This window comes from Streptomyces bullii (assembly GCF_042657145.1).
Classification (GTDB): Bacteria; Actinomycetota; Actinomycetes; order Streptomycetales; family Streptomycetaceae; genus Streptomyces; species Streptomyces bullii.
The window spans coordinates 125,849-152,785 of sequence record NZ_JBHSNY010000010.1 but is presented as its reverse complement, the minus strand read 5'-3'; the positions used below and the strand labels follow the sequence as shown (position 1 = coordinate 152,785).

At 70.4% G+C, this 26,937-nt stretch carries 25 protein-coding genes; 23 read left to right on the top strand and 2 right to left on the bottom strand.

Going from position 1 to position 26,937, the window contains the following annotated elements; translation table 11 throughout:
* The first annotated feature begins 141 nt into the window (after positions 1–141).
* From pgsA to relA, 15 genes are all read left to right on the top strand, one after another.
* Positions 142–960, top strand: a complete 819-nt coding sequence (gene pgsA, locus ACFPZJ_RS27835; RefSeq protein ID WP_381027677.1) for a phosphatidylinositol phosphate synthase — start codon at positions 142–144, stop codon at positions 958–960.
* Positions 957–1,877: a phosphatidylinositol mannoside acyltransferase gene (locus ACFPZJ_RS27830; protein ID WP_381027023.1), complete on the top strand. Its 921-nt coding sequence runs from the start codon at positions 957–959 to the stop codon at positions 1,875–1,877. Before pgsA ends, ACFPZJ_RS27830 begins: the two co-directional genes overlap by 4 nt.
* Complete coding sequence (locus tag ACFPZJ_RS27825) at positions 1,874–3,037, top strand: glycosyltransferase family 4 protein (RefSeq protein ID WP_381027020.1); 1,164 nt, start codon at positions 1,874–1,876, stop codon at positions 3,035–3,037. The genes ACFPZJ_RS27830 and ACFPZJ_RS27825 overlap by 4 nt, the downstream gene beginning before the upstream one ends.
* 46 nt (positions 3,038–3,083) lie before the next feature.
* Positions 3,084–3,626: a LemA family protein gene (locus ACFPZJ_RS27820; RefSeq protein ID WP_381027017.1), complete on the top strand. Its 543-nt coding sequence runs from the start codon at positions 3,084–3,086 to the stop codon at positions 3,624–3,626.
* Positions 3,627–3,753: 127 nt separating this feature from the next.
* Positions 3,754–4,659, top strand: a complete 906-nt coding sequence (gene pdxS, locus ACFPZJ_RS27815; protein WP_381027014.1) for a pyridoxal 5'-phosphate synthase lyase subunit PdxS — start codon at positions 3,754–3,756, stop codon at positions 4,657–4,659.
* Positions 4,660–4,681: 22 nt separating this feature from the next.
* Entirely contained in the window at positions 4,682–5,287 is a 606-nt protein-coding gene (gene pdxT, locus ACFPZJ_RS27810; RefSeq protein ID WP_381027011.1) for a pyridoxal 5'-phosphate synthase glutaminase subunit PdxT, read from the top strand.
* Positions 5,288–5,335: 48 nt separating this feature from the next.
* A complete protein-coding gene (locus ACFPZJ_RS27805) occupies positions 5,336–6,088 on the top strand; it encodes a YebC/PmpR family DNA-binding transcriptional regulator (protein WP_381027008.1) in 753 nt (250 codons plus the stop codon).
* Between the two features lie 115 nt (positions 6,089–6,203).
* Positions 6,204–6,734, top strand: a complete 531-nt coding sequence (ruvC, locus tag ACFPZJ_RS27800; RefSeq protein ID WP_381027006.1) for a crossover junction endodeoxyribonuclease RuvC — start codon at positions 6,204–6,206, stop codon at positions 6,732–6,734.
* Positions 6,731–7,336 (top strand): Holliday junction branch migration protein RuvA, encoded by a 606-nt coding sequence (ruvA, locus tag ACFPZJ_RS27795; protein WP_381027004.1) that lies wholly within the window; start codon positions 6,731–6,733, stop codon positions 7,334–7,336. Before ruvC ends, ruvA begins: the two co-directional genes overlap by 4 nt.
* A gap of 23 nt (positions 7,337–7,359) precedes the next feature.
* On the top strand, positions 7,360–8,430 hold the full coding sequence (gene ruvB, locus ACFPZJ_RS27790; protein ID WP_381027001.1) for a Holliday junction branch migration DNA helicase RuvB: 1,071 nt from the start codon (positions 7,360–7,362) through the stop codon (positions 8,428–8,430).
* Positions 8,431–8,617: 187 nt separating this feature from the next.
* Positions 8,618–9,121 (top strand): preprotein translocase subunit YajC, encoded by a 504-nt coding sequence (gene yajC / locus ACFPZJ_RS27785; RefSeq protein WP_381026998.1) that lies wholly within the window; start codon positions 8,618–8,620, stop codon positions 9,119–9,121.
* Positions 9,122–9,253: 132 nt separating this feature from the next.
* Positions 9,254–11,032 (top strand): protein translocase subunit SecD, encoded by a 1,779-nt coding sequence (secD, locus tag ACFPZJ_RS27780; protein ID WP_381026995.1) that lies wholly within the window; start codon positions 9,254–9,256, stop codon positions 11,030–11,032.
* A 3-nt stretch (positions 11,033–11,035) separates the two neighbouring features.
* Positions 11,036–12,151, top strand: a complete 1,116-nt coding sequence (gene secF / locus ACFPZJ_RS27775; protein ID WP_381026992.1) for a protein translocase subunit SecF — start codon at positions 11,036–11,038, stop codon at positions 12,149–12,151.
* Positions 12,148–12,696: an adenine phosphoribosyltransferase gene (locus ACFPZJ_RS27770; RefSeq protein ID WP_381026989.1), complete on the top strand. Its 549-nt coding sequence runs from the start codon at positions 12,148–12,150 to the stop codon at positions 12,694–12,696. The genes secF and ACFPZJ_RS27770 overlap by 4 nt, the downstream gene beginning before the upstream one ends.
* Positions 12,697–12,890: 194 nt before the next feature.
* Positions 12,891–15,428, top strand: a complete 2,538-nt coding sequence (relA, locus tag ACFPZJ_RS27765; protein ID WP_381026986.1) for a GTP pyrophosphokinase — start codon at positions 12,891–12,893, stop codon at positions 15,426–15,428.
* A gap of 71 nt (positions 15,429–15,499) precedes the next feature.
* Here the strand turns inward: relA and ACFPZJ_RS27760 are convergent, their stop codons facing one another.
* Entirely contained in the window at positions 15,500–16,729 is a 1,230-nt protein-coding gene (locus ACFPZJ_RS27760; RefSeq protein WP_381026983.1) for a DUF349 domain-containing protein, read from the bottom strand.
* 135 nt (positions 16,730–16,864) lie between these two features.
* A complete protein-coding gene (locus ACFPZJ_RS27755) occupies positions 16,865–17,683 on the bottom strand; it encodes a peptidylprolyl isomerase (RefSeq protein ID WP_381026980.1) in 819 nt (272 codons plus the stop codon).
* A 179-nt stretch (positions 17,684–17,862) separates the two neighbouring features.
* Between ACFPZJ_RS27755 and ACFPZJ_RS27750 the strand changes: the two genes are divergently transcribed.
* The 8 genes from ACFPZJ_RS27750 to alaS all read left to right on the top strand — a co-directional run bounded on the left by ACFPZJ_RS27750 (position 17,863) and on the right by alaS (position 26,923).
* Complete coding sequence (locus ACFPZJ_RS27750; RefSeq protein WP_381026979.1) at positions 17,863–18,570, top strand: MBL fold metallo-hydrolase; 708 nt, start codon at positions 17,863–17,865, stop codon at positions 18,568–18,570.
* Positions 18,571–18,581: 11 nt separating this feature from the next.
* Positions 18,582–19,844 carry a histidine--tRNA ligase gene (hisS, locus tag ACFPZJ_RS27745; protein WP_381026976.1) on the top strand — a complete coding sequence of 421 codons (1,263 nt, stop codon included), beginning with the start codon at positions 18,582–18,584 and terminating at the stop codon, positions 19,842–19,844.
* A gap of 376 nt (positions 19,845–20,220) precedes the next feature.
* Entirely contained in the window at positions 20,221–20,883 is a 663-nt protein-coding gene (locus ACFPZJ_RS27740; RefSeq protein ID WP_381026973.1) for a vitamin K epoxide reductase family protein, read from the top strand.
* Between the two features lie 41 nt (positions 20,884–20,924).
* Positions 20,925–22,280, top strand: coding sequence for a replication-associated recombination protein A (locus ACFPZJ_RS27735; protein ID WP_381026970.1), 1,356 nt, complete (start codon positions 20,925–20,927; stop codon positions 22,278–22,280).
* Positions 22,281–22,611: 331 nt separating this feature from the next.
* Entirely contained in the window at positions 22,612–23,226 is a 615-nt protein-coding gene (gene rpsD / locus ACFPZJ_RS27730; RefSeq protein WP_381026968.1) for a 30S ribosomal protein S4, read from the top strand.
* 196 nt (positions 23,227–23,422) lie between these two features.
* Positions 23,423–23,881, top strand: coding sequence for a DUF948 domain-containing protein (locus ACFPZJ_RS27725; protein WP_381026965.1), 459 nt, complete (start codon positions 23,423–23,425; stop codon positions 23,879–23,881).
* Positions 23,882–23,888: 7 nt separating this feature from the next.
* The gene (locus ACFPZJ_RS27720; protein ID WP_381026962.1) at positions 23,889–24,251 is read left to right on the top strand and encodes a hypothetical protein; all 363 of its coding nucleotides are present in this window, start codon (positions 23,889–23,891) and stop codon (positions 24,249–24,251) included.
* Positions 24,251–26,923 carry an alanine--tRNA ligase gene (gene alaS, locus ACFPZJ_RS27715; protein ID WP_381026959.1) on the top strand — a complete coding sequence of 891 codons (2,673 nt, stop codon included), beginning with the start codon at positions 24,251–24,253 and terminating at the stop codon, positions 26,921–26,923. Before ACFPZJ_RS27720 ends, alaS begins: the two co-directional genes overlap by 1 nt.
* Positions 26,924–26,937: the final 14 nt, after the last annotated feature.

Below are 26,937 nucleotides of genomic sequence, written 5' to 3'. Positions count from 1 at the left end.
AGGCCGCCCGGAGCCGCCGCCGGGAAGGCCGCCCGGAGCCGCCACCGGGAACGCCGCCCGGAGCCGCTGCCGCGGGACGCTCCGACAGCCCGGCCCTCGGTGCGGGCGCCCGGCCGTCGCACACGCGCGCGCGTGGCTACGATGGGCCAGCCGGTGGCCAGCAGGGGCCACGCGGCGACACCGACCCTCGGGAAGGCCATGCTGAACAAGTACGCGCGTGCATTCTTCACGCGTGTCCTCACACCGTTCGCCGCGTTTCTCATCCGGCGGGGCGTCAGCCCCGACACGGTCACACTCATCGGCACCGCCGGTGTCGTCGCGGGCGCGCTGGTCTTCTACCCCCGGGGTGAGTTCTTCTGGGGCACGGTCGTGATCACGCTGTTCGTGTTCTCCGACCTCGTCGACGGCAACATGGCCCGCCAGCTCGGCCGCTCCAGCCGCTGGGGCGCCTTCTTGGACTCCACCCTCGACCGGGTCGCCGACGGCGCGATCTTCGGCGGCTTCGCCCTGTGGTACGCGGGCGGCGGAAACGACACCATCCTGTGCGCCGTGTCGATCTTCTGCCTGGCCAGCGGCCAGGTGGTGTCGTACACCAAGGCGCGCGGCGAGTCGATCGGCCTGCCGGTCGCCGTCAACGGGCTCGTCGAGCGGGCCGAGCGGCTGGTGGTCTCGCTGGTCGCGGCCGGACTCGCGGGCTTCGAGAAGTTCGGCGTCCCGGGCATCCACGTGCTGCTGCCGATCGCCCTGTGGATCGTCGCCGTCGGCAGCCTGGTCACGCTCGTCCAGCGGGTCGTCACCGTCCGCCGGGAGTCCGCCGAGGCGGAGGCCGCGGAGGCCGCGGAGGCACCGGAGTCCACGGAGGCACCGGAGGCCGCGGACTCCGCGGACTCCGCGGACTCCGCGCAGGACAATGGACCCAAGCAGGAAAACGCCTCCCACGGGAGCGAGGCAGCCAAGTGAGCGCCCAGGAGCGCCTGATCGACGGGCTGTACGGCCTGGGCTGGGGCACCGTCAAGAAGCTGCCCGAGCCGGTCGCCGTACGGCTGGGCCGGACCATCGCCGACCTCGCCTGGAAACAGCGCGGCAAGGGCGTGCGGCGGCTGGAGAGCAACTACGCGCGCGTGGTGCCCGACGCGAGCCCGGAGCGGCTCGCTGAGCTCTCGCGCGCGGGCATGCGGTCGTACCTCCGCTACTGGATGGAGTCCTTCCGGCTCCCCGCCTGGAGCGCCGAGCGCATCGGGGCGGGCTTCGAGGCGAAGGACATCCACTACCTGACCGAAGGCATGGCCGCGGGCAAGGGCGTCATCCTCGCCCTGCCGCACCTGGCCAACTGGGACCTCGCCGGCGCCTGGGCCACCACCAAACTGGGCATCCCGTTCACCACGGTCGCCGAGCGCCTGAAGCCGGAGACTCTCTACGACCGGTTCGTCGCCTACCGCGAGGGCCTCGGCATGGAGGTCCTGCCGCACAGCGGGGGCGCCGCCTTCGGCGTCCTGGCCCGGCGGCTGCGCGCCGGCGGCCTGGTCTGCCTGGTCGCCGACCGTGACCTGTCCGCCTCCGGCGTCGAGGTCGAGTTCTTCGGCGAGACCGCCCGGATGCCCGCCGGCCCCGCCCTGCTCGCCCAGCAGACGGGCGCCCTGCTGCTCCCCGTCACCCTCTGGTACGACGAGACGCCCGTCATGCGGGGCCAAGTCCACCCACCGGTCGACGTACCCCAGTCGGGTACGCGCGCCGAGAAGACGTCTGTCATGACACAGGCGCTGGCCGATGTCTTCGCCTCGGGGATCGCCGACCATCCGCAGGACTGGCACATGTTGCAGCGCCTGTGGCTGAAGGACCTGGATCCCGCGACGTCTGCCGAGAAGGGGACCGCGTGAGAATCGGCATCGTCTGCCCGTACTCCTGGGACGTACCGGGCGGCGTCCAGTTCCACATCCGTGACCTCGCCGAGTACTTCATCCGGCTCGGCCACGAGGTGTCGGTCCTGGCCCCCGCCGACGACGACACCCCGCTGCCGCCGTACGTCGTCTCGGCCGGCCGCGCCGTGCCCGTGCCGTACAACGGCTCCGTGGCGCGCCTGAACTTCGGCTTCCTGAGCGCCGCCAGGGTGCGCCGCTGGCTGCACGACGGCGCCTTCGACGTGATCCACATCCACGAGCCGGCCTCGCCCTCGCTGGGCCTGCTGACCTGCTGGGCCGCGCAGGGGCCGATCGTCGCGACCTTCCACACCTCCAACCCGCGCTCCCGGGCCATGATCGCCGCGTACGCGATCCTGCAGGCCGCCCTGGAGAAGATCAGCGCGCGGATCGCCGTGAGCGAGTACGCCCGCCGCACCCTCGTCGAGCACCTGGGCGGGGACGCGGTGGTGATCCCGAACGGCGTCGACGTCGACTTCTTCGCCAAGGCCGAGCCCAAGCCCGAGTGGCAGGGCGACACGATCGGCTTCATCGGGCGCATCGACGAGCCCCGCAAGGGCCTGCCCGTCCTGATGAGGGCCCTGCCGAAGATCCTCGCCGCGCGCCCGCAGACCCGGCTGCTGGTCGCCGGGCGCGGAGACGAGGAGGAGGCCGTGGAGCCGCTGCCGCGGGAACTGCGCTCGCGTGTGGAGTTCCTCGGCATGGTCAGCGACGAGGACAAGGCCCGCTTCCTGCGCAGCGTCGACCTGTACGTCGCGCCCAACACCGGCGGTGAGAGCTTCGGCATCATCCTGGTCGAGGCGATGTCCGCCGGCGCCCCCGTCCTCGCCTCCGACCTGGACGCCTTCGCGCAGGTCCTCGACCAGGGAGCGGCGGGCGAGCTGTTCCCCAACGAGGACGCGGACGCGCTGGCCCAGGCGGCCGTGAAGCTGCTGGAGAACCCGGAACGGCGGGCCGAGCTGCGCGAGCGGGGCAGCGCCCACGTCCGGCGCTTCGACTGGTCGACCGTCGGGGCCGACATCATGTCCGTCTACGAGACCGTGACGGCCGGCGCCGCGGCGGTGGCCGCGGACGAGCGGACCACGGGGCTGTGGTCGCGGTTCGGGCTGGCGCGGGACTGACCACTGAGCGCGGGGGCGCGCGCCGGTCCCGTTAGTCTTGCCGCCCGTGACCGCAACCCTCATCTGGATCCTCGTCGCCCTCGTGGCGATCGGCCTGTACCTGAGCTGGACGGCGGGGCGGCTGGACCGGCTGCACGCCCGGATCGACGCCGCGCGCGCCGCGCTCGACGCCCAACTGCTGCGCCGCGCCTCGGTGGCCCAGGAACTGGCCACCTCCGGGGTGCTCGACCCGGCCGCCTCGATCGTGCTGTACGAGGCCGCCCACGCCGCCCGGCAGGCCGAGGAGGAGCAGCGGGAGGTCGCCGAGAGCGAACTGAGCCAGGCCCTGCGCGCCGTGTTCGGGGAGCCCGCGCAGGTGGAGGCGGTACGGGAGGCGCCCGGGGGAGAGGAGACGGCCCGGGAGCTGGCCGAGGCGGTCCGCAGGGTGCCCATGGCCCGGCGCTTCCACAACGACGCCGTACGCGCCGCCCGGGCGCTGCGCCGGCACCGCAAGGTGCGCTGGTTCCGGCTGGCCGGCCACGCGCCGTTCCCGATGGCCTTCGAGATGGACGACGAGCCGCCCGCCGCGCTGCTGGAGCGAGCCGCATAGCAGGTGTTTTTCGGCCGTCGGCCGAAAAAGGATCCACCGGCTCGCCATTGGCCCTTGCTGTGGCCTGGTCCACTCACGTTTCCTCGGTGCTGCAGGAAACCCTCTTTCACTTCAGTGAGGTCAACCCGTGTCCATCACCGAGAACCAGGCTCCCGAGACCGGCACCGCGCGCGTGAAGCGCGGCATGGCCGAGCAGCTCAAGGGCGGCGTGATCATGGACGTCGTCACCCCGGAGCAGGCGAAGATCGCCGAGGACGCGGGCGCCGTCGCCGTCATGGCCCTCGAGCGGGTCCCGGCCGACATCCGCAAGGACGGCGGTGTGGCCCGCATGTCCGACCCGGACATGATCGAGGGCATCATCAACGCCGTCTCCATCCCGGTCATGGCCAAGTCCCGCATCGGCCACTTCGTCGAGGCCCAGGTCCTCCAGGCCCTCGGCGTCGACTACATCGACGAGTCCGAGGTCCTCACCCCGGCCGACGAGGTCAACCACTCCGACAAGTGGGCCTTCACGACCCCCTTCGTGTGTGGCGCGACCAACCTGGGCGAGGCGCTGCGCCGCATCGCCGAGGGCGCCGCGATGATCCGCTCCAAGGGCGAGGCCGGCACCGGCAACGTCGTCGAGGCCGTGCGCCACCTGCGCCAGATCAAGAACGAGATCGCCAAGCTGCGCGGCTTCGACAACCACGAGCTGTACGCCGCCGCCAAGGAGCTGCGCGCCCCGTACGAGCTGGTCAAGGAGGTCGCCGAGCTGGGCAAGCTCCCGGTGGTCCTCTTCTCCGCCGGCGGTGTGGCCACCCCGGCCGACGCGGCCCTGATGCGCCAGCTCGGCGCCGAGGGCGTCTTCGTCGGCTCCGGCATCTTCAAGTCCGGCGACCCGGCCAAGCGCGCCGCCGCCATCGTGAAGGCCACCACCTTCTACGACGACCCGAAGATCATCGCGGACGCGTCCCGCAACCTGGGCGAGGCCATGGTCGGCATCAACTGCGACACCCTCCCCGAGTCCGAGCGCTACGCCACCCGCGGCTGGTAACCGACCCCACGGCAGTCATCACATGAACACTCCTGTCATCGGCGTCCTGGCCCTCCAGGGCGACGTACGGGAGCACCTCATCGCCCTGGCCGCGGCCGACGCCGTGGCCAGGCCGGTGCGGCGCCCCGAAGAACTCGCCGAGGTCGACGGCCTGGTCCTGCCCGGCGGGGAGTCCACCACCATCTCCAAGCTGGCCGTCCTCTTCGGCCTCATGGAGCCCCTCCGCGCGCGCGTGCGGGACGGCATGCCCGTCTACGGCACCTGCGCCGGCATGATCATGCTCGCCGACAAGATCCTCGACCCGCGCTCGGGCCAGGAGACCATCGGCGGCATCGACATGATCGTGCGCCGCAACGCCTTCGGGCGGCAGAACGAGTCCTTCGAGGCCGCCCTCGCCGTCAAGGGCATCGCGGGCGACCCCGTGGAGGGCGTCTTCATCCGCGCCCCCTGGGTGGAGTCCGTCGGCGCCGGGGCCGAGGTGCTCGCCGAGCACGACGGTCACATCGTCGCGGTCCGTCAGGGCAACGCGCTGGCCACGTCGTTCCACCCGGAACTGACCGGCGACCACCGCGTGCACGCCCTGTTCGTCGACATGGTGCGGGCCGACCGGGCGGCGGAGTCCTTGTAGGATCGCAGGCGTTCGTAGAGAGTTGGGTAACGCGAAGGAGACAGGCAGATGTCCGGCCACTCTAAATGGGCCACGACGAAGCACAAGAAGGCCGTCATCGATGCCAAGCGCGGCAAGCTCTTCGCGAAGCTGATCAAGAACATCGAGGTGGCGGCCCGGATGGGCGGCGCCGACCCCGAGGGCAACCCGACGCTCTACGACGCCATCCAGAAGGCGAAGAAGTCGTCGGTCCCCAACAAGAACATCGACTCCGCCGTCAAGCGCGGCGCGGGCCTGGAGGCCGGCGGCGCCGACTACGAGACGATCATGTACGAGGGCTACGGCCCGAACGGCGTGGCCGTGCTCATCGAGTGCCTCACCGACAACCGCAACCGCGCCGCCTCCGAGGTCCGCGTCGCCATGACCCGCAACGGCGGCTCCATGGCCGACCCGGGCTCGGTGTCGTACCTGTTCAACCGCAAAGGCGTCGTGATCGTCCCCAAGGGCGACCTCACCGAGGACGACGTCCTCGCGGCCGTCCTGGACGCGGGCGCCGAGGAGGTCAACGACCTCGGCGAGACCTTCGAGGTCATCAGCGAGCCGACCGACCTCGTCGCGGTCCGCACCGCCCTGCAGGACGCGGGCATCGACTACGAGTCCGCCGACGCCAACTTCGTCCCGACCATGCAGGTCGAACTGGACGAGGAGGGCGCCAAGAAGATCTTCAAGCTGATCGACGCGCTGGAGGACAGCGACGACGTGCAGAACGTCTTCGCCAACTTCGACGTCAGCGACGAGATCATGGAGAAGGTCGGCGCGTAGCGCCGCCGCGGGCTCCACAGCCTCAACGGGCCGACGGGACACACCCCGTCGGCCCGTCGCGTTGTCGGTGGCACCCGATAGCCTGCACAAACAGGCGATCGAAAGGGAGGGGCGCGTGCGCGTACTGGGGGTCGACCCGGGGCTGACCCGGTGCGGTGTCGGCGTGGTCGAGGGCGTCGCCGGCCGGCCGCTCACCATGATCGGCGTCGGCGTCGTCCGCACACCGGCCGACGCGGACCTCGGGCACCGCCTCGTCGCGATCGAGCAGGGCATCGAGCAGTGGCTGGACGAGCACCGCCCGGAGTTCGTCGCCGTGGAGCGGGTCTTCAGCCAGCACAACGTCCGTACGGTGATGGGCACGGCGCAGGCCAGTGCCGTCGCCCTGCTGTGCGCCACCCGCCGCGGCATCCCCGTCGCCCTGCACACCCCCAGCGAGGTCAAGGCCGCCGTCACCGGCTCCGGCCGCGCCGACAAAGCCCAGGTGGGCGCCATGGTCACCCGCCTGCTGCGACTGAGCGCGCCCCCGAAGCCCGCCGACGCCGCCGACGCCCTCGCGCTCGCCATCTGCCATATCTGGCGGGCCCCCGCCCAGAACCGACTCCAGCAGGCCGTCGCCCTGCACGCATCGAAAGGCCGTACGGCATGATCGCCTTCGTCAGCGGCACGGTCGCCGCACTCGCACCCGACGCAGCGGTGATCGAAGTCGGCGGCGTCGGCATGGCCGTCCAGTGCACGCCGAACACGCTGTCCACGCTCCGCGCCGGCCAGCCGGCCAAGCTCCACACCTCGCTCGTCGTACGCGAGGACTCGCTGACCCTGTACGGCTTCGCGGACGACGACGAACGCCAGGTGTTCGAACTGCTCCAGACCGCCAGCGGGGTGGGACCGAGACTGGCCCAGGCGATGCTCGCCGTACACGCGCCGGACGCCCTGCGGCGGGCCGTCGCGACCGGCGACGAGAAGGCGCTCACCGCCGTCCCCGGCATCGGCAGGAAGGGCGCCCAGAAACTGCTCCTGGAGCTGAAGGACCGCCTCGGCGAGCCGGTCGGCGCACCCGCCGTCGGTACGGCCGTCAGCACCGGATGGCGCGACCAGCTGCACGCCGCCCTGATCGGTCTCGGCTACGCCACGCGCGAGGCCGACGAGGCCGTGGCCGCGGTCGCCCCGCAGGCCGAGGCCGCCGAGGGCACGCCCCAGGTGGGGCAGCTGCTGAAGGCGGCCCTGCAGACGCTGAACCGAGCCCGCTGACCCACGACTTCCGAGGCACACACATGAACTGGGACGACACGACCGACACCTCCGCCGCGGAGCGGCTGGTGGACTCCGTCGCCGGCCGTGAGGACCAGGCCGTCGAGGCCGCCCTGCGGCCCAAGGACCTCGGCGAGTTCATCGGCCAGGAGAAGGTCCGCGAGCAGCTCGACCTCGTGCTGCGCGCCGCACGCGCGCGGGGCGCCACCGCCGACCACGTGCTCCTGTCCGGCGCCCCCGGCCTCGGCAAGACCACCCTGTCGATGATCATCGCGGCCGAGATGGGCGCCCCGATCCGCATCACCTCCGGCCCCGCCATCCAGCACGCCGGCGACCTCGCGGCGATCCTGTCCTCCCTCCAGGAGGGCGAGGTCCTCTTCCTCGACGAGATCCACCGCATGTCCCGGCCCGCCGAGGAGATGCTGTACATGGCGATGGAGGACTTCCGCGTCGACGTCATCGTCGGCAAGGGCCCCGGTGCCACCGCCATCCCGCTGGAACTGCCGCCCTTCACCCTGGTCGGCGCCACCACCCGCGCCGGTCTGCTGCCGCCCCCGCTGCGCGACCGCTTCGGCTTCACCGCGCACATGGAGTTCTACGAGCCGGCCGAGCTGGAGCGGGTCGTCCACCGCTCGGCGAGCCTCCTCGACGTCGAGATCGAGCCGGACGGCGCCGCCGAGATCGCCGGCCGCTCCCGCGGCACGCCCCGCATCGCCAACCGTCTGCTGCGCCGGGTACGCGACTACGCCCAGGTCAAGGCCGACGGCGTGATCACCAAGGAGATCGCCGCGGCGGCCCTGGCGGTGTACGAGGTCGACGCCCGCGGCCTGGACCGCCTCGACCGGGCCGTCCTGGAGGCCCTGCTCAAGCTGTTCGGCGGCGGCCCGGTCGGCCTGTCCACGCTCGCGGTCGCGGTGGGGGAGGAGCGCGAGACCGTAGAGGAGGTCGCCGAACCCTTCCTCGTCCGGGAGGGACTGCTCGCCCGCACCCCGCGCGGCCGGGTCGCCACACCCGCCGCATGGGCGCATCTCGGCCTCACACCGCCCCGCTCACAGGCCGCCGGAAACGGACAACAGGACCTGTTCGGGGCGTGAGGGGTGCGTGACCGCGCCACGACGGCGAGCTCACTGGCCGGAGCAGGAACCCCGGTGCCATGCTGAGCGTTGTTCCATGCGCGCGGACTCGCTTAGACTCCGCCGATGCCGCCTTTGTCGGCGGCACACAAAACCCCCAACCATCAGGCCGCTCACCATCGCGGTCGTGTGAAGGAAGTACCGACCCGTGAGTCTCGTGACCCTCCTCCCGTTCATCGTGCTCATCGGGGCCATGTTCCTGATGACCCGGTCGGCCAAGAAGAAGCAGCAGCAGGCCATCGAGATGCGGAACCAGATGCAGCCCGGTTCCGGCGTCCGCACCATCGGGGGCATGTACGCCACGGTCAAGGAGGTCAGCGAGGACACGGTCCTCCTCGACGCCGGTCCGGGCGTCGAGCTCCTCTTCGCCAAGAACTCGATCGGCGCGGTCCTGACCGACGACGAGTACAACCGCATCGTCCACGGCATCGAGCACGACCTGAAGTCCGACGCCGACGTCGTCCCGGACGACGCCTCCTCCCTCACCGAGACCGACGAGCCCGCCGCCGACGCTGCCGCCGCCTCCGACGACAAGTCCGTCGACCTCGGCAAGAAGGACGTGGCCGACGAGCCGGCCGACGACAGCCCGGCCGACGAGGCGAAGACGGACGCACAGTCGAAGAAGACCGACGGCGACTCCCAAGCGAAGTAGTGCTGTCCCGGGGCGCGCAGGTACGGCCTGCGCGCCCCGGGACGTGCCCTGCTCGCACGGAATCCCGACACCATGTCATGGCCGCCCGACCGAAGACCCGGCGCGAGGCGGCCCGAGAGGGAGTACGAGAAGGTGGCAGCACCTAAAAAGGGCCGGAACGCGAGCGCCCAGAGCAAGCCGGGGCGCTCGCTGGCCCTGATCCTGATCGCCATCGCGGCGCTCACCGGCGGGATGTTCGCCTCCGGGCACACCACGCCACGTCTCGGCATCGACCTCGCCGGTGGCACCAGCATCACGCTGGAGGCGAGGAACGAACCCGGCCAGCCCAACGCGATCAACAAGACCAACATGGACACAGCGGTCGCGATCATGGAGCGCCGCGTCAACGGTCTGGGCGTCCAGGAAGCCGAGGTGCAGACGCAGGGCGACCGGAACATCATCGTCAACATCCCCAAGGGCACCAACTCCCAGCAGGCCCGGGACCAGGTCGGCACCACCGCCAAGCTGTACTTCCGTCCGGTCATCGCCACGGAGATCTCCGGCGGAGCCGGCGCGGCCACTCCGACGCCGAGCGCCTCCGGCAGCCCGTCGGACAAGGCCACCGACAAGGACAAGGCCACCGACACGGCGTCCCCCTCCGCCAGCGGCTCCGCCGACCCTTCGGCGAGCGCCACCACCCAGGGCCGCGCCGTCACCGACGCCCTGAAGGCGGACGCCACGCCGTCCGCGAGCGCCTCGGCCGACGCGAAGGCGAGCCCCTCCCCGTCCGCGACCGGCGGCACCACCGGTGACGCGGACAGCAAGCTCCAGGCGGAGTACGCCGCGCTCGACTGCACCAAGGAGAAGGTCCGGGCCACGGCCGGCGACGGCGCCAAGCCCACCGACTCGACCGTGGCCTGCGGCCAGAACTCCCAGGGGCAGTGGCAGAAGTACATCCTCGGCCCCGCCGCGGTCGACGGCACGGACGTGAAGAAGGCCCAGGCGGTCATCAACACCCAGACCGGCGCCGGCTGGACCGTCCAGATGGACTTCACGAAGAAGGGCGCCGACAAGTTCGCGGACATCACCGGCAAGCTGGCGCAGAACCAGTCCCCGCAGAACCAGTTCGCCATCGTCCTGGACGGCGAGGTCGTCTCCGACCCGTACGTCAGCCAGGCCCTGACCGGCGGCAACGCGGAGATCTCCGGCAACTTCAACCAGGAGTCGGCCCAGAGCCTCGCCAACATGCTGTCGTACGGTGCGCTGCCGCTGTCGTTCCGTGAGGCGAGCATCACCACGGTGAGCCCCGCCCTCGGCGGCGAGCAGCTGGAGGCCGGTCTGATCGCCGGCGCCATCGGACTCGCGCTGGTCGTCCTCTACCTGCTGGTCTACTACCGCGGCCTGGCGTTCGTCGCGATCCTCTCGCTGCTGGTCTCCGCCGCCCTCACGTACACGATCATGTCGCTGCTCGGCCCGGCCATCGGCTTCGCGCTGAACCTGCCCGCCGTCTGCGGCGCCATCGTGGCGATCGGCATCACGGCGGACTCGTTCATCGTGTACTTCGAACGCATCCGGGACGAGATCCGTGAGGGCCGCACGCTGCGCCCCGCCGTCGAGCGGGCCTGGCCGCGTGCCCGCCGCACCATCCTGGTCTCCGACTTCGTGTCGTTCCTCGCCGCCGCCGTGCTGTTCGTCGTCAGCGTCGGCAAGGTTCAGGGCTTCGCGTTCACGCTCGGCCTGACCACCCTGCTCGACGTGGTCGTCGTCTTCCTCTTCACCAAGCCGCTGATGACGCTCCTTGCGCGCAGGGCGTTCTTCGCGAACGGCCACCGCTGGTCCGGCCTCGACCCGAAGAGCCTGGGTGCGCAGCCGCCACTGCGCCGCACCCGCCGTCCCTCCGCCCCCGCCCCCGTCGAACCGAAGGAGGCGTGAGAGATGTCGAAGCTCGGCAACCTCGGCGCCCGACTCCACCGTGGCGAGATCGGCTACGACTTCGTCAAGAACCGCAAGATCTGGTACGGCATCTCGATCCTGATCACGATCACCGCCATCGTCGGCCTGGCGGTGCGCGGCCTCAACATGGGCATCGAGTTCCAGGGCGGAGCCGTCTTCAACACACCGAAGACCAGCGTGTCCGTCTCCCAGGCCGAGGAGTACGCGGAAGATGCCGCCGGCCACGACGCGATCGTCCAGCAGCTCGGCAACGGCACCCTGCGCATCCAGGTCGCCGGTATCGACACCGACCGCGCCGACCAGATCAAGCAGCTCCTCGCCGAGGACCTGAAGGTCGACGCGGAGCGGATCAACGCCGAACTGGTCGGCCCGAGCTGGGGTGACCAGATCGCCAACAAGGCATGGCAGGGCCTCGGCATCTTCCTGGTCCTCGTCGTGATCTACCTGGCGATCGCGTTCGAGTGGCGCATGGCGGTCGCCGCGTTCGTCGCCCTGATCCACGACATCACCATCACGGTCGGCATCTACTCCCTCGTCGGCTTCGAGGTCACGCCCGGCACGGTGATCGGTCTGCTGACCATCCTCGGTTACTCGCTCTACGACACGGTCGTCGTCTTCGACAGCCTCAAGGAGCAGACGAAGGACATCACCAAGCAGACCCGCTGGACCTACAGCGACGTCGCCAACCGCTCGATCAACAGCACCCTGGTCCGTTCCGTCAACACCACCGTCGTCGCACTGCTGCCGGTGGCGGGTCTGCTGTTCATCGGCGGCGGTGTCCTCGGCGCCGGCATGCTGAACGACATCTCGCTGTCGCTGTTCGTCGGCCTCGCGGCGGGCGCCTACTCCTCGATCTTCATCGCCACGCCGCTCGTCGCCGACCTCAAGGAGCGCGAGCCGCAGATGAAGGCGCTGAGGAAGCGCGTGCTGGCGAAGCGGGCGCAGGCCGGCACCCACGGAGAGCCCCAGGACACCCGGGTCGCCGACGAGCCGCGGGACGACGAGCCGGAGGACGCCGCACCCGCGGTCGTCGGCCCGCGCAACCAGCCCGCGTCCCGCAGCCGGGGCCGTGGCCGGCCCTCCGGGAAGCGCCGATGACCGGCCTCACCGACGTCAGCGCGCTGCTGCTCAGCCGCATCCGTGACGTGGCGGACTACCCGGAGCCGGGCGTGATGTTCAAGGACATCACCCCGCTCCTGGCCGACCCGTCGGCGTTCACCGCGCTCACCGACGCCCTCGCCGGGATCGCCGAGCGCACCGGCGCCACCAAGGTCGTCGGCCTGGAAGCCCGCGGCTTCATCCTCGGCGCCCCGGTCGCGGTCCGCGCCGGCCTCGGCTTCATCCCCGTACGCAAGGCGGGCAAGCTCCCCGGAGCCACCCTCAGCCAGGCGTACGACCTGGAGTACGGATCGGCCGAGATCGAGGTGCACGCCGAGGACCTGGCCGGCGGTGACCGTGTCCTCATCGTCGACGACGTCCTGGCGACCGGCGGCACCGCCGAGGCCTCGATCCAGCTCATCCGCCGGGCCGGCGCCGAGGTCGCGGGCCTGGCCGTCCTGATGGAGCTCGGTTTCCTCGGCGGCCGTACCCGCCTGGAACCGGCCCTCGGCGACGCTCCGCTTCAGGCGCTGCTCACGGTGTAGAAACCCGTGCGCGGCCTGGGGTACACCGGCACGACACCGCGGAGGCGGGCCCGGAGAGATCCGGTGCCCGCCTCTCCCGTTTCTCCGGTAGACGGCTCTCACATCGGTCCGAAGGCGATCCTGGGGCTCAGGATCGCTACCATGGGTTGTCCGGAGCCTGACCGGGGGACCCGGATCGCGCACGAGGAGTCCTCTTGCCAGACGAGGCCCAGCACCTGACCGCCGCCAAGCCCGAGTCCGCCTCGGCCGCCGCGGCGAAGCCCGCGCCGAACGCGCCGCACGCGAAGAACGACGTGCGCGGGCCGGTGCAGCACGCCCAGTCGGCGCCCGTCGACAAGCCGGCCGAGCAGCCTCGTCCCAAGCCGGCGCCGCCCGAGCGCTCCGCGAACCCGCCCGTGGTCCGCCCGCCCGCCGGCCAGCCCGCCCGCACCGGCTCCTCCAACCGCGTCCGCGCCCGCCTCGCCCGTCTCGGCGTCCAGCGAGCGAATCCGTACAACCCGGTCCTGGAGCCGCTGCTGCGGATAGTGCGCAGCAACGACCCGAAGATCGAGAACTCGACGCTGCGCCAGATCGAACGCGCCTACCAGGTCGCCGAGCGCTGGCACCGCGGCCAGAAGCGCAAGAGCGGCGACCCGTACATCACGCACCCCCTCGCCGTCACCACCATCCTCGCCGAGCTCGGCATGGACCCGGCCACGCTGATGGCGGGCCTGCTGCACGACACGGTCGAGGACACCGAGTACGGCCTGGAGGACCTGCGCCGCGACTTCGGTGACGTCGTCGCCCTGCTCGTCGACGGCGTCACCAAGCTGGACAAGGTCAAGTTCGGCGAGGCCGCGCAGGCCGAGACGGTGCGCAAGATGGTCGTCGCCATGGCCAAGGACCCCCGCGTCCTGGTCATCAAGCTCGCCGACCGCCTGCACAACATGCGCACCATGCGCTACCTCAAGCGCGAGAAGCAGGAGAAGAAGGCGCGCGAGACCCTGGAGATCTACGCGCCGCTCGCCCACCGCCTGGGCATGAACACCATCAAGTGGGAGCTGGAGGACCTCGCCTTCGCGATCCTCTACCCCAAGATGTACGACGAGATCGTCCGCCTGGTCGCCGAGCGCGCCCCCAAGCGGGACGAGTACCTCGCCATAGTGACCGACGAGGTCCAGCAGGACCTGCGGGCGGCCCGCATCAAGGCGACCGTCACCGGCCGCCCCAAGCACTACTACAGCGTCTACCAGAAGATGATCGTCCGCGGCCGTGACTTCGCGGAGATCTACGACCTGGTGGGCATCCGCGTCCTCGTGGACACCGTCCGCGACTGCTACGCGGCCCTCGGCACGGTGCACGCGCGGTGGAACCCGGTCCCCGGCCGGTTCAAGGACTACATCGCGATGCCCAAGTTCAACATGTACCAGTCGCTGCACACGACGGTCATCGGCCCGGGCGGCAAACCGGTCGAGCTGCAGATCCGCACATTCGACATGCACCGCCGCGCCGAGTACGGCATCGCCGCGCACTGGAAGTACAAGCAGGAGGCCGTCGCCGGTGCCTCCAAGATCCGCACCGACGCCCCGAAGACATCGGCCAAGGACAAGGACGCCATCAACGACATGGCGTGGCTGCGGCAGCTGCTGGACTGGCAGAAGGAGACCGAGGACCCCAGCGAGTTCCTGGAGTCGCTGCGCTTCGACCTGTCCCGCAACGAGGTCTTCGTCTTCACCCCCAAGGGCGACGTCATAGCGCTCCCGGCCGGTGCCACCCCGGTCGACTTCGCGTATGCCGTGCACACCGAGGTCGGGCACCGCACGATAGGAGCGCGGGTCAACGGCCGCCTCGTGCCGCTCGAATCGACGCTGGACAACGGCGACCTGGTCGAGGTCTTCACCTCCAAGGCGCCCGGCGCGGGCCCGTCCCGCGACTGGCTGGGCTTCGTGAAGTCGCCGCGCGCCCGCAACAAGATCCGTGCCTGGTTCTCCAAGGAGCGTCGCGACGAGGCGATTGAGCAGGGCAAGGACGCCATCGTCCGGGCGATGCGCAAGCAGAACCTGCCGATCCAGCGCATCCTGACGGGCGACTCCCTGGTCACGCTCGCGCACGAGATGCGCTACGCGGACATCTCCGCGCTCTACGCGGCGATCGGCGAGGGCCATGTCTCCGCGCAGAACATCGTGCAGAAGCTCGTCCAGGCGCTCGGCGGCGAGGAGGCCGCCACCGAGGAGATCGACGAGACGGTCCCGCCGTCCCGCGGCCGCAGCCGCAAGCGCCGCTCCAGCGCCGATCCCGGCGTCGTCGTCAAGGGCGTCGACGACGTGTGGGTCAAACTGGCCCGTTGCTGTACGCCCGTGCCCGGCGACCCGATCATCGGCTTCGTCACACGCGGTAGCGGCGTATCGGTTCACCGCAGTGACTGTGTGAACGTGGAGTCATTGTCCCGCGAGCCCGAGCGCATTCTCGAGGTCGAGTGGGCGCCGACCCAGTCCTCGGTGTTCCTGGTCGCCATCCAGGTGGAGGCCCTGGACCGCTCCCGGCTGCTGTCGGACGTCACCCGCGTGCTGTCCGACCAGCACGTCAACATCCTCTCCGCCGCCGTGCAGACCTCCCGCGACCGTGTCGCCACGTCCCGCTTCACCTTCGAGATGGGCGACCCGAAACACCTCGGGCACGTCCTGAAGGCCGTGCGGGGCGTGGAAGGGGTGTACGACGTGTACCGGGTGACGTCGGCGCGCAGGCCGTCGTAGGAGAGCTGCCGGAACGACGAAGCGGCCCGGCGGTGGGACACACCGCCGGGCCGCCTGCGTGCACGACAGGGTCAGCCGCCGAACTCCTGCAGCCCCTTCAGAGCCTGGTCCAGCAGTGCCTGGCGGCCCTGGAGCTCCTTCTCGAGCTTGTCGGCCTTGGCGTTGTTGCCCTGGGCACGCGCCTGCTCGATCTGGGACGTCAGCTTGTCCACGGCTGCCTGCAGCTGACCGGTCAGACCCTCGGCACGCGCGCGGGCCTCCGGGTTGGTCCGGCGCCACTCGGCCTCCTCGGCCTCCTGGATCGCCCGCTCCACCGCGTGCATCCGGCCCTCGACCTTCGGGCGCGCGTCGCGCGGCACGTGGCCGATGGCCTCCCAGCGCTCGTTGATCGAACGGAACGTGGCACGGGCCGCCTTCAGGTCCGTGACCGGCAGGAGCTTCTCGGCCTCCTCGGCCAGCTCCTCCTTGAGCTTGAGGTTCTCCGCCTGCTCCGCGTCCCGCTCGGCGAACACCGAGCTGCGGGCGGCGAAGAAGACGTCCTGGGCGCCACGGAAGCGGTTCCACAGGTCGTCCTCGTGCTCGCGCTGGGCGCGGCCGGCGGCCTTCCACTCGGCCATCAGCTCGCGGTAACGCGCGGCCGTCGGACCCCAGTCCGTCGAGCCGGACAGCGCCTCCGCCTCGGCGACCAGCCGCTCCTTGGTCTTGCGCGCCTCCTCGCGCTGCGCGTCCAGCTGCGCGAAGTGCTGCTTGCGGCGCTTGGAGAACGCCGACCGCGCGTGCGAGAAGCGGTGCCACAGCTCGTCGTCGGACTTGCGGTCCAGGCGCGGCAGCCCCTTCCAGGTGTCCACCAGCGCCCGCAGCCGCTCACCGGCCGCCCGCCACTGGTCGGACTGCGCCAGCTCCTCCGCCTCGGCGACCAGCGCCTCCTTGGCCTTGCGCGCCTCGTCCGACTGCCTCGCCCGCTGCGCCTTGCGCTCCTCGCGGCGCGCCTCCACCAACGCGACGAGCTTGTCCAGCCGGACCCTCAGGGCGTCCAGGTCGCCCACCGCGTGATGCGCGTCGACCTGCTCCCGCAGGTGCTCGATGGCGGCCAGGGCGTCCTTGGCCGACAGGTCGGTGGTCTTCACTCGCTTCTCGAGGAGGCCGATCTCGACAACCAGGCCCTCGTACTTGCGCTCGAAGTAGGCCAGCGCCTCATCGGGGGAGCCGGCCTGCCAGGAACCGACGACCTTCTCGCCGTCGGCCGTACGCACGTACACGGTCCCCGTCTCGTCGACGCGGCCCCACGGGTCGCTGCTCACAGCGCCTCCTCCACATGATGCCTGCGAGGGGCCTCAGCTCCCCCGGGCATCGTCCACAGTTTCGTCACGGCCAACATAGGCGACCGGCGGGCGGCCTGTCCGCATCCCGCGCGACCGAAATTTCGCAGATGGGGCTCAGGATTTCGTGACGGTCGCCTTGTCGATCACGACCGTCGCGTTGGGCGCCCCGTCACCCGCTCCGGTGCTCTCGCCGGCCGCGGCGATCTTCTTCAGCACCTTCATGCCCGCCTCCGAGACGGTACCGAACGGTGTGTAGCTGGGCGGCAACTGGCTGTCCTGGTAGACGAGGAAGAACTGGCTGCCGCCACTGTTCTTCTGCCCGGTGTTCGCCATCGCGACGGTGCCCGCCGGGTAGATGTTGTCCTTCAGGCTTTTGTCCTTCAGGTTCTCGTCCGGGATCGTGTAGCCGGGGCCGCCCGTCCCGGTGCCGGTCGGGTCACCGCACTGCAGCACGTAGATGCCGTTGGTGGTGAGCCGGTGGCACTTGGAGTGGTCGAAATAGCCCTTACCGGCGAGGAAGGCGAAGGAGTTGACGGTGTGCGGCGCAGCCGACGCCTTCATCGCGATGTCTATCTCGCCGCAGGTCGTCGCGAGCTTCATCGTGTACGTGGCCGACTTGTCGATCGTCATCGCCGGCTCCTTCTTCCAGGTCTCCGACTTGACCTTGCCCGCGGCGGGCTTCTCGCACGGGTCCGGCGCCTTGCTGGGCGAGGCGCTCGGGGTGACCTCCGCGCTCGCGTTGGTCTTGTCGTCGTCCTTCTTGAGTACCCCGGTCGTGTAGATCGCGAGGCTGCCCACGATGACCACGCCGAGGACGGATGCGATCACCGAGTTGCGGATGCGCGCCTTGCGCCGCGCCTCGGTGCGTCGCTGCTGCTGCCGCAAGAACTTCTCCCGGGCGAGCTGACGCCGCCGCTGCTCCTGGCTGACCACCGGGTTCTCTCCTCATGCGTCTCGTGTGCCGACCGGTACGCGTGCGTCCGGTGAACCGACCGCGTGCGTGTGCCCCGTACCGTATATGGGTTCGCTGAGGAAACGGCAGCGCCGGTAGTCTCTGACCAGGGCGCGGCCCCGCCGCAAGCCACCCGTAATCGACACAACGAAGGACGATCGTGCTCATTGCCGGGTTCCCCGCCGGGGCCTGGGGGACGAACTGTTATCTCGTCGCCCCCGCCGCCGGTGAGGAGTGCGTGATCATCGACCCGGGCCACGAGGCGGCCCCCGGAGTCGAGGAAGCACTGAAGAAGCATCGGCTCAAGCCCGTCGCCGTCGTCCTCACCCACGGCCATCTCGACCATGTGGCCTCGGTCGTCCCGGTGTGCGGCGCGCACGACGTACCGGCCTGGATCCACCCGGATGACCGATACATGATGAGCGACCCGGAGAAGGCGCTCGGCCGTTCCATCGGCATGCCGCTGCTGGGCGAGCTGACCGTCGGGGAGCCGGACGACGTCAAGGAGCTGACCGACGGCGCGAAGCTGGAGCTGGCGGGCCTGGAGCTCACCGTCGCGCACGCGCCGGGCCATACCAAGGGGTCGGTGACCTTCGGCATGCCCGAGGCGGCGGACATCCCGCCGATCCTGTTCTCGGGCGACCTGCTGTTCGCCGGCTCCATCGGACGCACCGACCTGCCCGGCGGTGACATGGCCGAGATGCTCGACTCGCTGGCCCGCGTGTGCCTGCCGCTCGACGACTCGACCGTGGTGCTGTCCGGCCACGGCCCCCAGACGACCATCGGCCAGGAGCGCGCCACCAACCCGTATCTGCGGCAGGTGGCCGCCGGCCTGGGAGCCCAGGAAGCTCCCCGACGAGGAATGTGACGAGACCTTCCGTGAGCACCTTCAAGGCCCCCAAGGGCACGTACGACCTGATCCCGCCGGACAGCGCCAAGTACCTCGCCGTCCGCGAGGCCATCGCCGCCCCGCTGCGCAACTCCGGCTACGGCTACATCGAGACGCCCGGCTTCGAGAGCGTGGAGCTGTTCGCGCGCGGTGTCGGCGAGTCGACGGACATCGTGACCAAGGAGATGTACGCCTTCGAGACCAAGGGCGGCGACAAGCTGGCCCTGCGCCCCGAAGGCACCGCCTCCGTGCTGCGCGCGGCGCTGGAGGCCAACCTGCACAAGGCGGGCAACCTCCCCGTCAAGCTCTGGTACTCGGGCTCGTACTACCGCTACGAGCGTCCCCAGAAGGGCCGCTACCGCCACTTCTCCCAGGTCGGCGCGGAGGCCATCGGCGCCGAGGACCCGGCGCTGGACGCCGAGCTGATCATCCTGGCCGACCAGGCGTACCGCTCGCTGGGCCTGCGGAACTTTCGGATCCTCCTCAACAGCCTGGGCGACAAGGAGTGCCGCCCGGTGTACCGGGCCGCCCTGCAGGACTTCCTGCGCGGCCTGGACCTCGACGAGGACACCCTGCGCCGTGCGCAGATCAACCCGCTGCGCGTCCTGGACGACAAGCGCGCGGACGTGCAGAAGCAGCTGACGGAGGCGCCGCTGCTGCGCGACTACCTCTGCGACGCGTGCAAGGCGTACCACGAGGAGGTCCGCGAGCTGATCACCGCGGCGGGCGTCTCCTTCGAGGACGACCCGAAGCTGGTGCGCGGCCTGGACTACTACACCCGCACCACCTTCGAGTTCGTCCACGACGGCCTCGGCTCCCAGTCCGCCGTGGGCGGCGGCGGCCGCTACGACGGCCTGTCGGAGATGATCGGCGGCCCCGCGCTGCCGTCCGTCGGCTGGGCCCTGGGCGTCGACCGCACGGTGCTGGCCCTGGAGGCCGAGGGCGTCGAGCTCGAACTCCCCGCCACCACCAGCGTGTTCGCTGTCCCGCTCGGCGAGGAGGCCCGCCGCTTCCTCTTCGGCAAGGTCACCGAGCTGCGCAAGGTGGGCATCGCGGCGGACTTCTCCTACGGCGGCAAGGGCCTCAAGGGCGCCATGAAGAACGCCAACCGCAGCGGAGCCCGCTACACGATCGTCGCCGGCGAACGCGACCTCGCCGAGGGCGTCGTCCAGCTCAAGGACATGGAGTCCGGCGAGCAGACGGCGGTCGGCGTCAACGAGATCGTGGCGGAGCTGGAGGCCCGGCTCGGTTAGCCGTACGTCGAGGAAGGGGGCCGGTGCGCGACGAGCGCCGGCCCCCTTCCTCGCTCCCCGGGCAGCAAATGCGCCATCTTGCCCGGCAGACCTCCGGCAGACCTGCACGCACGCCTTCAGCGGCTGCCCTTCAGTGACTGCCCTGCGGACATTCCGCCGCGCGTGCCCCCAGGCTCGGCGGGACGCCGCCCCGGTGCGCCCGCCCCCGCGGGTTCGTTCGTGCGTTCTGTCCTGCAACGGACGTCGGCCGGAACCCAACCCTCAGGGGCGACCGCGCGTACTTCCTTATGTCCACTGAACGGTGGAGACGTGTGCGAGTGCGGCACAATGGCCCTGCCCGAAGATGTTCCAGCTCTCAAGTGACGGAATCGGCGTGATGAGCAAGACGACAGTCAACGACGTCTCCACGGAGTCCGGCCCCGTGCCGGAGCGCACCACCGCCGCTCCGCGCGCCGAGGGCGGCAGTCGAGCCTTCGCGCTGCTCCTGGTGATCACCGGCGCGGCCGGACTGCTCGCCGCGTGGGTCATCACGATCGACAAGTTCAAGCTGCTCGAGGCCAAGGTCGAGGGCAAGACCTTCACGCCCGGCTGCAGCCTGAACCCCGTCGTCTCCTGCGGCAGCGTCATGGAGAGCAAGCAGGCCGCCGTCTTCGGGTTCCCCAACCCGATGCTCGGCCTCGTCGCCTACGGCATCGTCGTGTGCGTCGGCCTGAGCCTGCTCGCCCGGGCACGCTTCCCGCGCTGGTACTGGCTCACCTTCAACGCCGGCTGCCTGTTCGGCGTGAGCTTCTGCGCCTGGCTGATGTTCCAGTCGCTGTACCGGATCAACGCCCTGTGCCTGTGGTGCTGCCTGGCCTGGGTCGCCACGATCGTCATGTTCTGGTACGTGACCTCGTTCAACGTCCGCAAGGGCTTCCTGCCCGCGCCCGGCTGGCTGAAGAGCTTCTTCGGCGAGTTCACCTGGGTCCTGCCGGTCCTGCACATCGGCATCATCGGCATGCTCATCCTGACCCGCTGGTGGGACTTCTGGACCAGCTGACAGCCGGTCGGACTGTCAGTGCGGTGATTTAGGGTTTCAGCGTGGAGCCCGACCTGTTCACCGCCGCAGCAGAAGAACGCCAGGAGAAGGAGCCGTCCAGCAGCCCCCTGGCCGTACGGATGCGCCCGCGCACCCTCGACGAGGTCGTGGGCCAGCAGCACCTGCTGAAGCCGGGCTCGCCCCTGCGCCGCCTGGTCGGCGAGGTTGCCTCGGGCCCCGCCGGCCCCTCCTCGGTGATCCTCTGGGGCCCGCCCGGCACCGGCAAGACGACCCTGGCGTACGTCGTCTCCAAGGCCACCAACAAGCGCTTCGTCGAACTGTCGGCGATCACCGCGGGCGTCAAGGAGGTCCGCGCGGTCATCGACGGCGCCCGCCGCGCCTCCGGCGGGTACGGCAAGGAGACCGTCCTCTTCCTGGACGAGATCCACCGCTTCAGCAAGGCCCAGCAGGACTCCCTGCTCCCGGCCGTGGAGAACCGCTGGGTGACCCTGATCGCGGCGACCACCGAGAACCCGTACTTCTCGGTCATCTCGCCCCTGCTCTCCCGCTCGCTCCTGCTCACCCTGGAGCCCCTCACCGACGACGACATCCGCGGGCTGCTCAAGCGGGCGCTCACCGACGAACGCGGCCTGAACGGCGCCGTCACCCTTCCCGAGGACACCGAGGACCACCTGCTGCGCATCGCCGGCGGCGACGCCCGTCGCGCCCTCACGGCCCTGGAGGCCGCGGCCGGGGCCGCCCTCGACAAGGGCGAGACGGAGATCGCCTTGACGACCCTGGAGGAGACGGTCGACCGGGCCGCCGTCAAGTACGACCGCGACGGCGACCAGCACTACGACGTGGCCAGCGCCCTGATCAAGTCCATCCGCGGCTCCGACGTCGACGCCGCCCTGCACTACCTGGCCCGCATGATCGAGGCCGGCGAGGACCCCCGCTTCATCGCGCGCCGGCTGATGATCTCCGCCAGCGAGGACATCGGCCTCGCCGATCCCAACGCCCTGCCCATCGCGGTCGCCGCCGCCCAGGCCGTCGCCATGATCGGCTTCCCCGAGGCCGCCCTCACCCTCAGCCACGCCACCATCGCCCTCTCCCTCGCCCCCAAGTCCAACTCCGCGACGACCGCGATCGGCGCCGCCCTGGACGACGTACGCAAGGGACTGGCGGGCCCGGTGCCGCCGCACCTGCGGGACAGCCACTACAAGGGAGCGACCAAGCTCGGGCACGGACAGGGATACGTGTATCCGCACGACGTGCCCGAGGGCATCGCCGCCCAGCAGTACGCCCCGGACGCGCTCAAGGACCGCGAGTACTACACGCCGACCCGGCACGGCGCCGAGGCGCGATACGCGGACGCCGTCGAGTGGACCAGGAAACACCTCGGTCGAAAGCGGTCCTGAGCGCCCTGTAGACTGACCCGAAGTGCTGAGTCCCGTGTCCGGCACCCCGACAGGGGGTCGGCACCCCAGAGCGGGACACCCAGCCGGAGACCCGGCCCCCGGGCAGGGATCTCCAGGAGCGTCGCGCACCGGCGAACGGTGTCGCGGGCAGCCCACCACCACCCGGACCCCCGGGAGAGGTCGGTGGGCCACTCGCGTGCTGCACGTATGTGCCCAGACCAGGGAGCGGCTGCCCACCAGGCCCCAGTGGCCCGGCGGGATTTCCCCGGCTGCGGATGCGACCTCCTCTAACCCTGGGGAGCCGGATCATTCCAGGAAAGAGACAGAGACAGTGGCGAACCAGTCCCGCCCCAAGGTCAAGAAGTCGCGTGCCCTCGGCATCGCGCTGACCCCGAAGGCCGTCAAGTACTTCGAGGCCCGTCCCTACCCGCCGGGTGAGCACGGCCGCGGCCGCAAGCAGAACTCGGACTACAAGGTCCGTCTGCTGGAGAAGCAGCGTCTGCGCGCTCAGTACGACCTCTCCGAGCGCCAGCTGGTCCGCGCCTACGAGCGCGCGTCCAAGGTGCAGGGCAAGACCGGTGAGGCCCTGATCGTGGAGCTGGAGAGGCGCCTGGACGCGCTGGTCCTGCGCTCGGGCATCGCCCGCACGATCTACCAGGCCCGCCAGATGGTCACCCACGGCCACATCCAGGTCAACGGCAAGAAGGTCGACAAGCCCTCCTTCCGTGTCCGCCCGGACGACGTCGTGCAGGTCCGCGACCGCAGCAAGGACAAGACGCTCTTCACGATCGCCCGTGAAGGCGGCTTCGCCCCCGACGGCGAGACCCCGCGCTACCTCCAGGTGAACCTCAAGGCCCTGGCGTTCCGCCTGGACCGCGAGCCGAACCGCAAGGAGATCCCGGTGGTCTGCGACGAGCAGCTCGTCGTCGAGTACTACGCCCGCTGATCCCAGCCGGGCAGCAGTACCCCGACCCGCCGTCTCCCCGCCCTTCCGGGCGGGCGAGGCGGCGGGTTTGTGCATGCCGGACTACTTCCGCGCCCGGGTGGTAATCCGGTACGGAGCCCCACGCCCGGCGCGATAGGCTCGGTCACACGACTTTCTCGATGTTCAGGCAGCTATTCAGGCACGTTTCAGGGAGCGGGTGCACACAGTGTCCGGTGGAGAGGTGGCCGGAATCCTGGTGGCCGTGTTCTGGGCGATCCTGGTCTCCTTCCTCGCCGTCGCGCTGGCGAGGCTGGCCCAGACGCTCAGGGCGACCACCAAGCTCGTGGCGGACGTGACCGATCAGGCCGTCCCGCTGCTGGCCGACGCCTCCGCGGCGGTGCGCTCCGCGCAGACCCAGATCGACCGGGTGGACGCGATCGCCTCCGACGTCCAGGAGGTCACGTCGAACGCCTCCGCCCTGTCCACCACCGTCGCCTCCACCTTCGGCGGCCCCCTGGTCAAGGTCGCGGCCTTCGGCTACGGCGTGCGCCGGGCCATCGCAGGCCGCAAGGAGGACGACGTGCCCGCCAAGGCGTCGAGGCGCACGGTCATCGTGGGGCGCACCGTACCGGCCGCGCGACGCACGAAGCGCAACCTCCGCGGGAAGAGGGACTGACCCAGACATGTTCCGCCGTACGTTCTGGTTCACCACCGGCGTCGCCGCCGGAGTGTGGGCCACCACCAAGGTCAACCGGAAGCTGAAGCAGCTGACGCCCGAGAGCCTCGCCCACGCCGCGGCGAACAAGGCCATCGAGGCCGGTCACCGGCTGAAGGACCGCGCGGTGGGCTTCGCGCTCGACGTCCGCGACAACATGGCCCAGCGGGAAGCCGAGTTGGGAGACGCGCTCGGGCTCAACGCCCCGGTCGCCGACCACGAACTGCCCGCACCCCGGCGGTACGCCGCCATCGAGAACCGCAACGACCCGAAGTACGTCGAGGGCTCGACGTACCAGACGTACTCGTACAACCGGAATGAGGACCACTGATGGAGTCGGCTGAGATCCGCCGTCGCTGGCTGAGCTTCTTCGAGGAGCGCGGGCACACCGTCGTCCCTTCGGCGTCGCTCATCGCGGACGACCCGACTCTGCTCCTCGTCCCCGCCGGCATGGTGCCGTTCAAGCCCTACTTCCTGGGGGAGGTCAAACCGCCCTTCGCCCGGGCCACCAGCGTGCAGAAGTGCGTGCGCACGCCGGACATCGAAGAGGTCGGGAAGACCACCCGGCACGGCACGTTCTTCCAGATGTGCGGCAACTTCTCCTTCGGCGACTACTTCAAGGAAGGCGCCATCAAGCTCGCCTGGGAGCTGCTCACCACGCCCCAGGACAAGGGCGGTTACGGCCTCGACCCCGAGCGCCTGTGGATCACCGTCTACAAGGACGACGACGAGGCCGAGCGCATCTGGCACGAGGTCGTCGGCGTGCCGAAGGAGCGCATCCAGCGCCTGGGCATGAAGGACAACTACTGGTCCATGGGCGTGCCCGGCCCGTGCGGCCCCTGCTCCGAGATCAACTACGACCGCGGCCCCGAGTTCGGCGCCGAGGGCGGCCCCGCCGTCAACGACGAGCGGTACGTGGAGATCTGGAACCTCGTCTTCATGCAGTACGAGCGCGGCGAGGGCACCGGCAAGGACAACTTCGAGATCCTCGGCGAACTGCCGAGCAAGAACATCGACACCGGCCTCGGTCTCGAGCGGCTCGCCATGATTCTGCAGGGCGTGCAGAACATGTACGAGATCGACACCTCGATGGCCGTCATCGACAAGGCCACCGAGCTGACCGGCGTCCGCTACGGCGACGCCCACGCCTCGGACGTCTCCCTGCGCGTGGTCACCGACCACATGCGCACCGCCACCATGCTCATCGGCGACGGTGTCACGCCCGGCAACGAGGGCCGCGGCTACGTGCTGCGCCGCATCATGCGCCGCGCCATCCGCAACATGCGCCTGCTCGGCGCCACCGGCCCGGTCGTCAAGGACCTGATCGACGTCGTGATCGGCATGATGGGCCAGCAGTACCCGGAGCTCATCACCGACCGCGAGCGCATCGAGAAAGTCGCCCTCGCCGAGGAGAACGCCTTCCTCAAGACGCTGAAGGCCGGCACCAACATCCTCGACACGGCCGTGTCCGAGACCAAGGCCGCCGGCTCCACCGTCCTGCCCGGCGACAAGGCCTTCCTGCTCCACGACACCTGGGGTTTCCCGATCGACCTCACCCTGGAGATGGCCGCCGAGCAGGGGCTGTCCGTGGACGAGGAGGGCTTCCGCCGGCTGATGAAGGAGCAGCGGGAGCGCGCCAAGGCCGACGCCCAGGCCAAGAAGACCGGACACGCCGACATGGGCGCCTACCGGGAGATCGCCGACAAGGCCGGCGCGACCGACTTCATCGGCTACACGGACACCGAGGGCGAGTCCACGATCGTCGGTATCCTCGTCGACGGTCTGTCCTCGCCGGCCGCCACCGAGGGCGACGAGGTGGAGGTCGTCCTCGACCGCACCCCGTTCTACGCCGAGGGCGGCGGCCAGATCGGCGACACCGGCCGGATCAAGACCGACGCCGGCGCCGTCATCGAGATCCGCGACTGCCAGAAGCCGGTCCCGGGTGTGTACGTCCACAAGGGCGTCGTCCAGGTCGGCGAGGTCACCGTCGGCGCCAAGGCCCACGCCTCCATCGACGCCCGCCGCCGCAAGGCCATCGCCCGCGCCCACTCGGCCACCCACCTCACCCACCAGGCCCTGCGCGACGCCCTCGGCCCGACGGCCGCCCAGGCCGGCTCCGAGAACCAGCCCGGCCGGTTCCGCTTCGACTTCGGCTCGCCGTCCGCCGTGCCGCAGACGGTCATGCTCGACGTCGAGCAGAAGATCAACGAGGTGCTCGCCCGCGACCTGGACGTCCGTGCCGACGTGATGGGCATCGACGAGGCCAGGAAGCAGGGCGCCATCGCCGAGTTCGGCGAGAAGTACGGCGAGCGGGTGCGTGTCGTGACCATCGGCGACTTCTCCAAGGAGCTGTGCGGCGGCACGCACGTGCACAACACCGCCCAGCTGGGTTTGGTGAAGCTGCTCGGCGAGTCGTCCATCGGCTCCGGCGTGCGCCGTATCGAGGCCCTGGTCGGCGTGGACGCCTACAGCTTCCTCGCCCGCGAGCACACGGTGGTCAACCAGCTCACCGAGCTGCTCAAGGGCCGCCCGGAGGAACTGCCGGAGAAGGTCTCCGCCATGCTCGGCAAGCTGAAGGACGCCGAGAAGGAGATCGAGAAGTTCCGCGCCGAGAAGGTGCTCCAGGCCGCCGCCGGACTCGCCGAGTCCGCCAAGGACGTCCGCGGGGTCGCTGTCGTGACCGGTCAGGTCCCGGACGGCACCACCGCCGACGACCTGCGCAGGCTCGTCCTCGACGTGCGCGGCCGCATCCAGGGCGGACGGCCCGCCGTGGTCGCCCTGTTCACGGTGAACAACGGCAAGCCGCTCACGGTCATCGCCACCAACGACGCCGCCCGCGACCGCGGCCTCAAGGCCGGCGACCTGGTCCGCACGGCCGCCAAGACCCTCGGCGGCGGCGGTGGCGGCAAGCCGGACGTCGCCCAGGGCGGAGGCCAGAACCCGGCCGCCGTCGGTGAGGCCGTCGACGCCGTCGAGCGCCTCGTCGCCGAGACGGCCAAGTAAGAAACGGCCGAGAA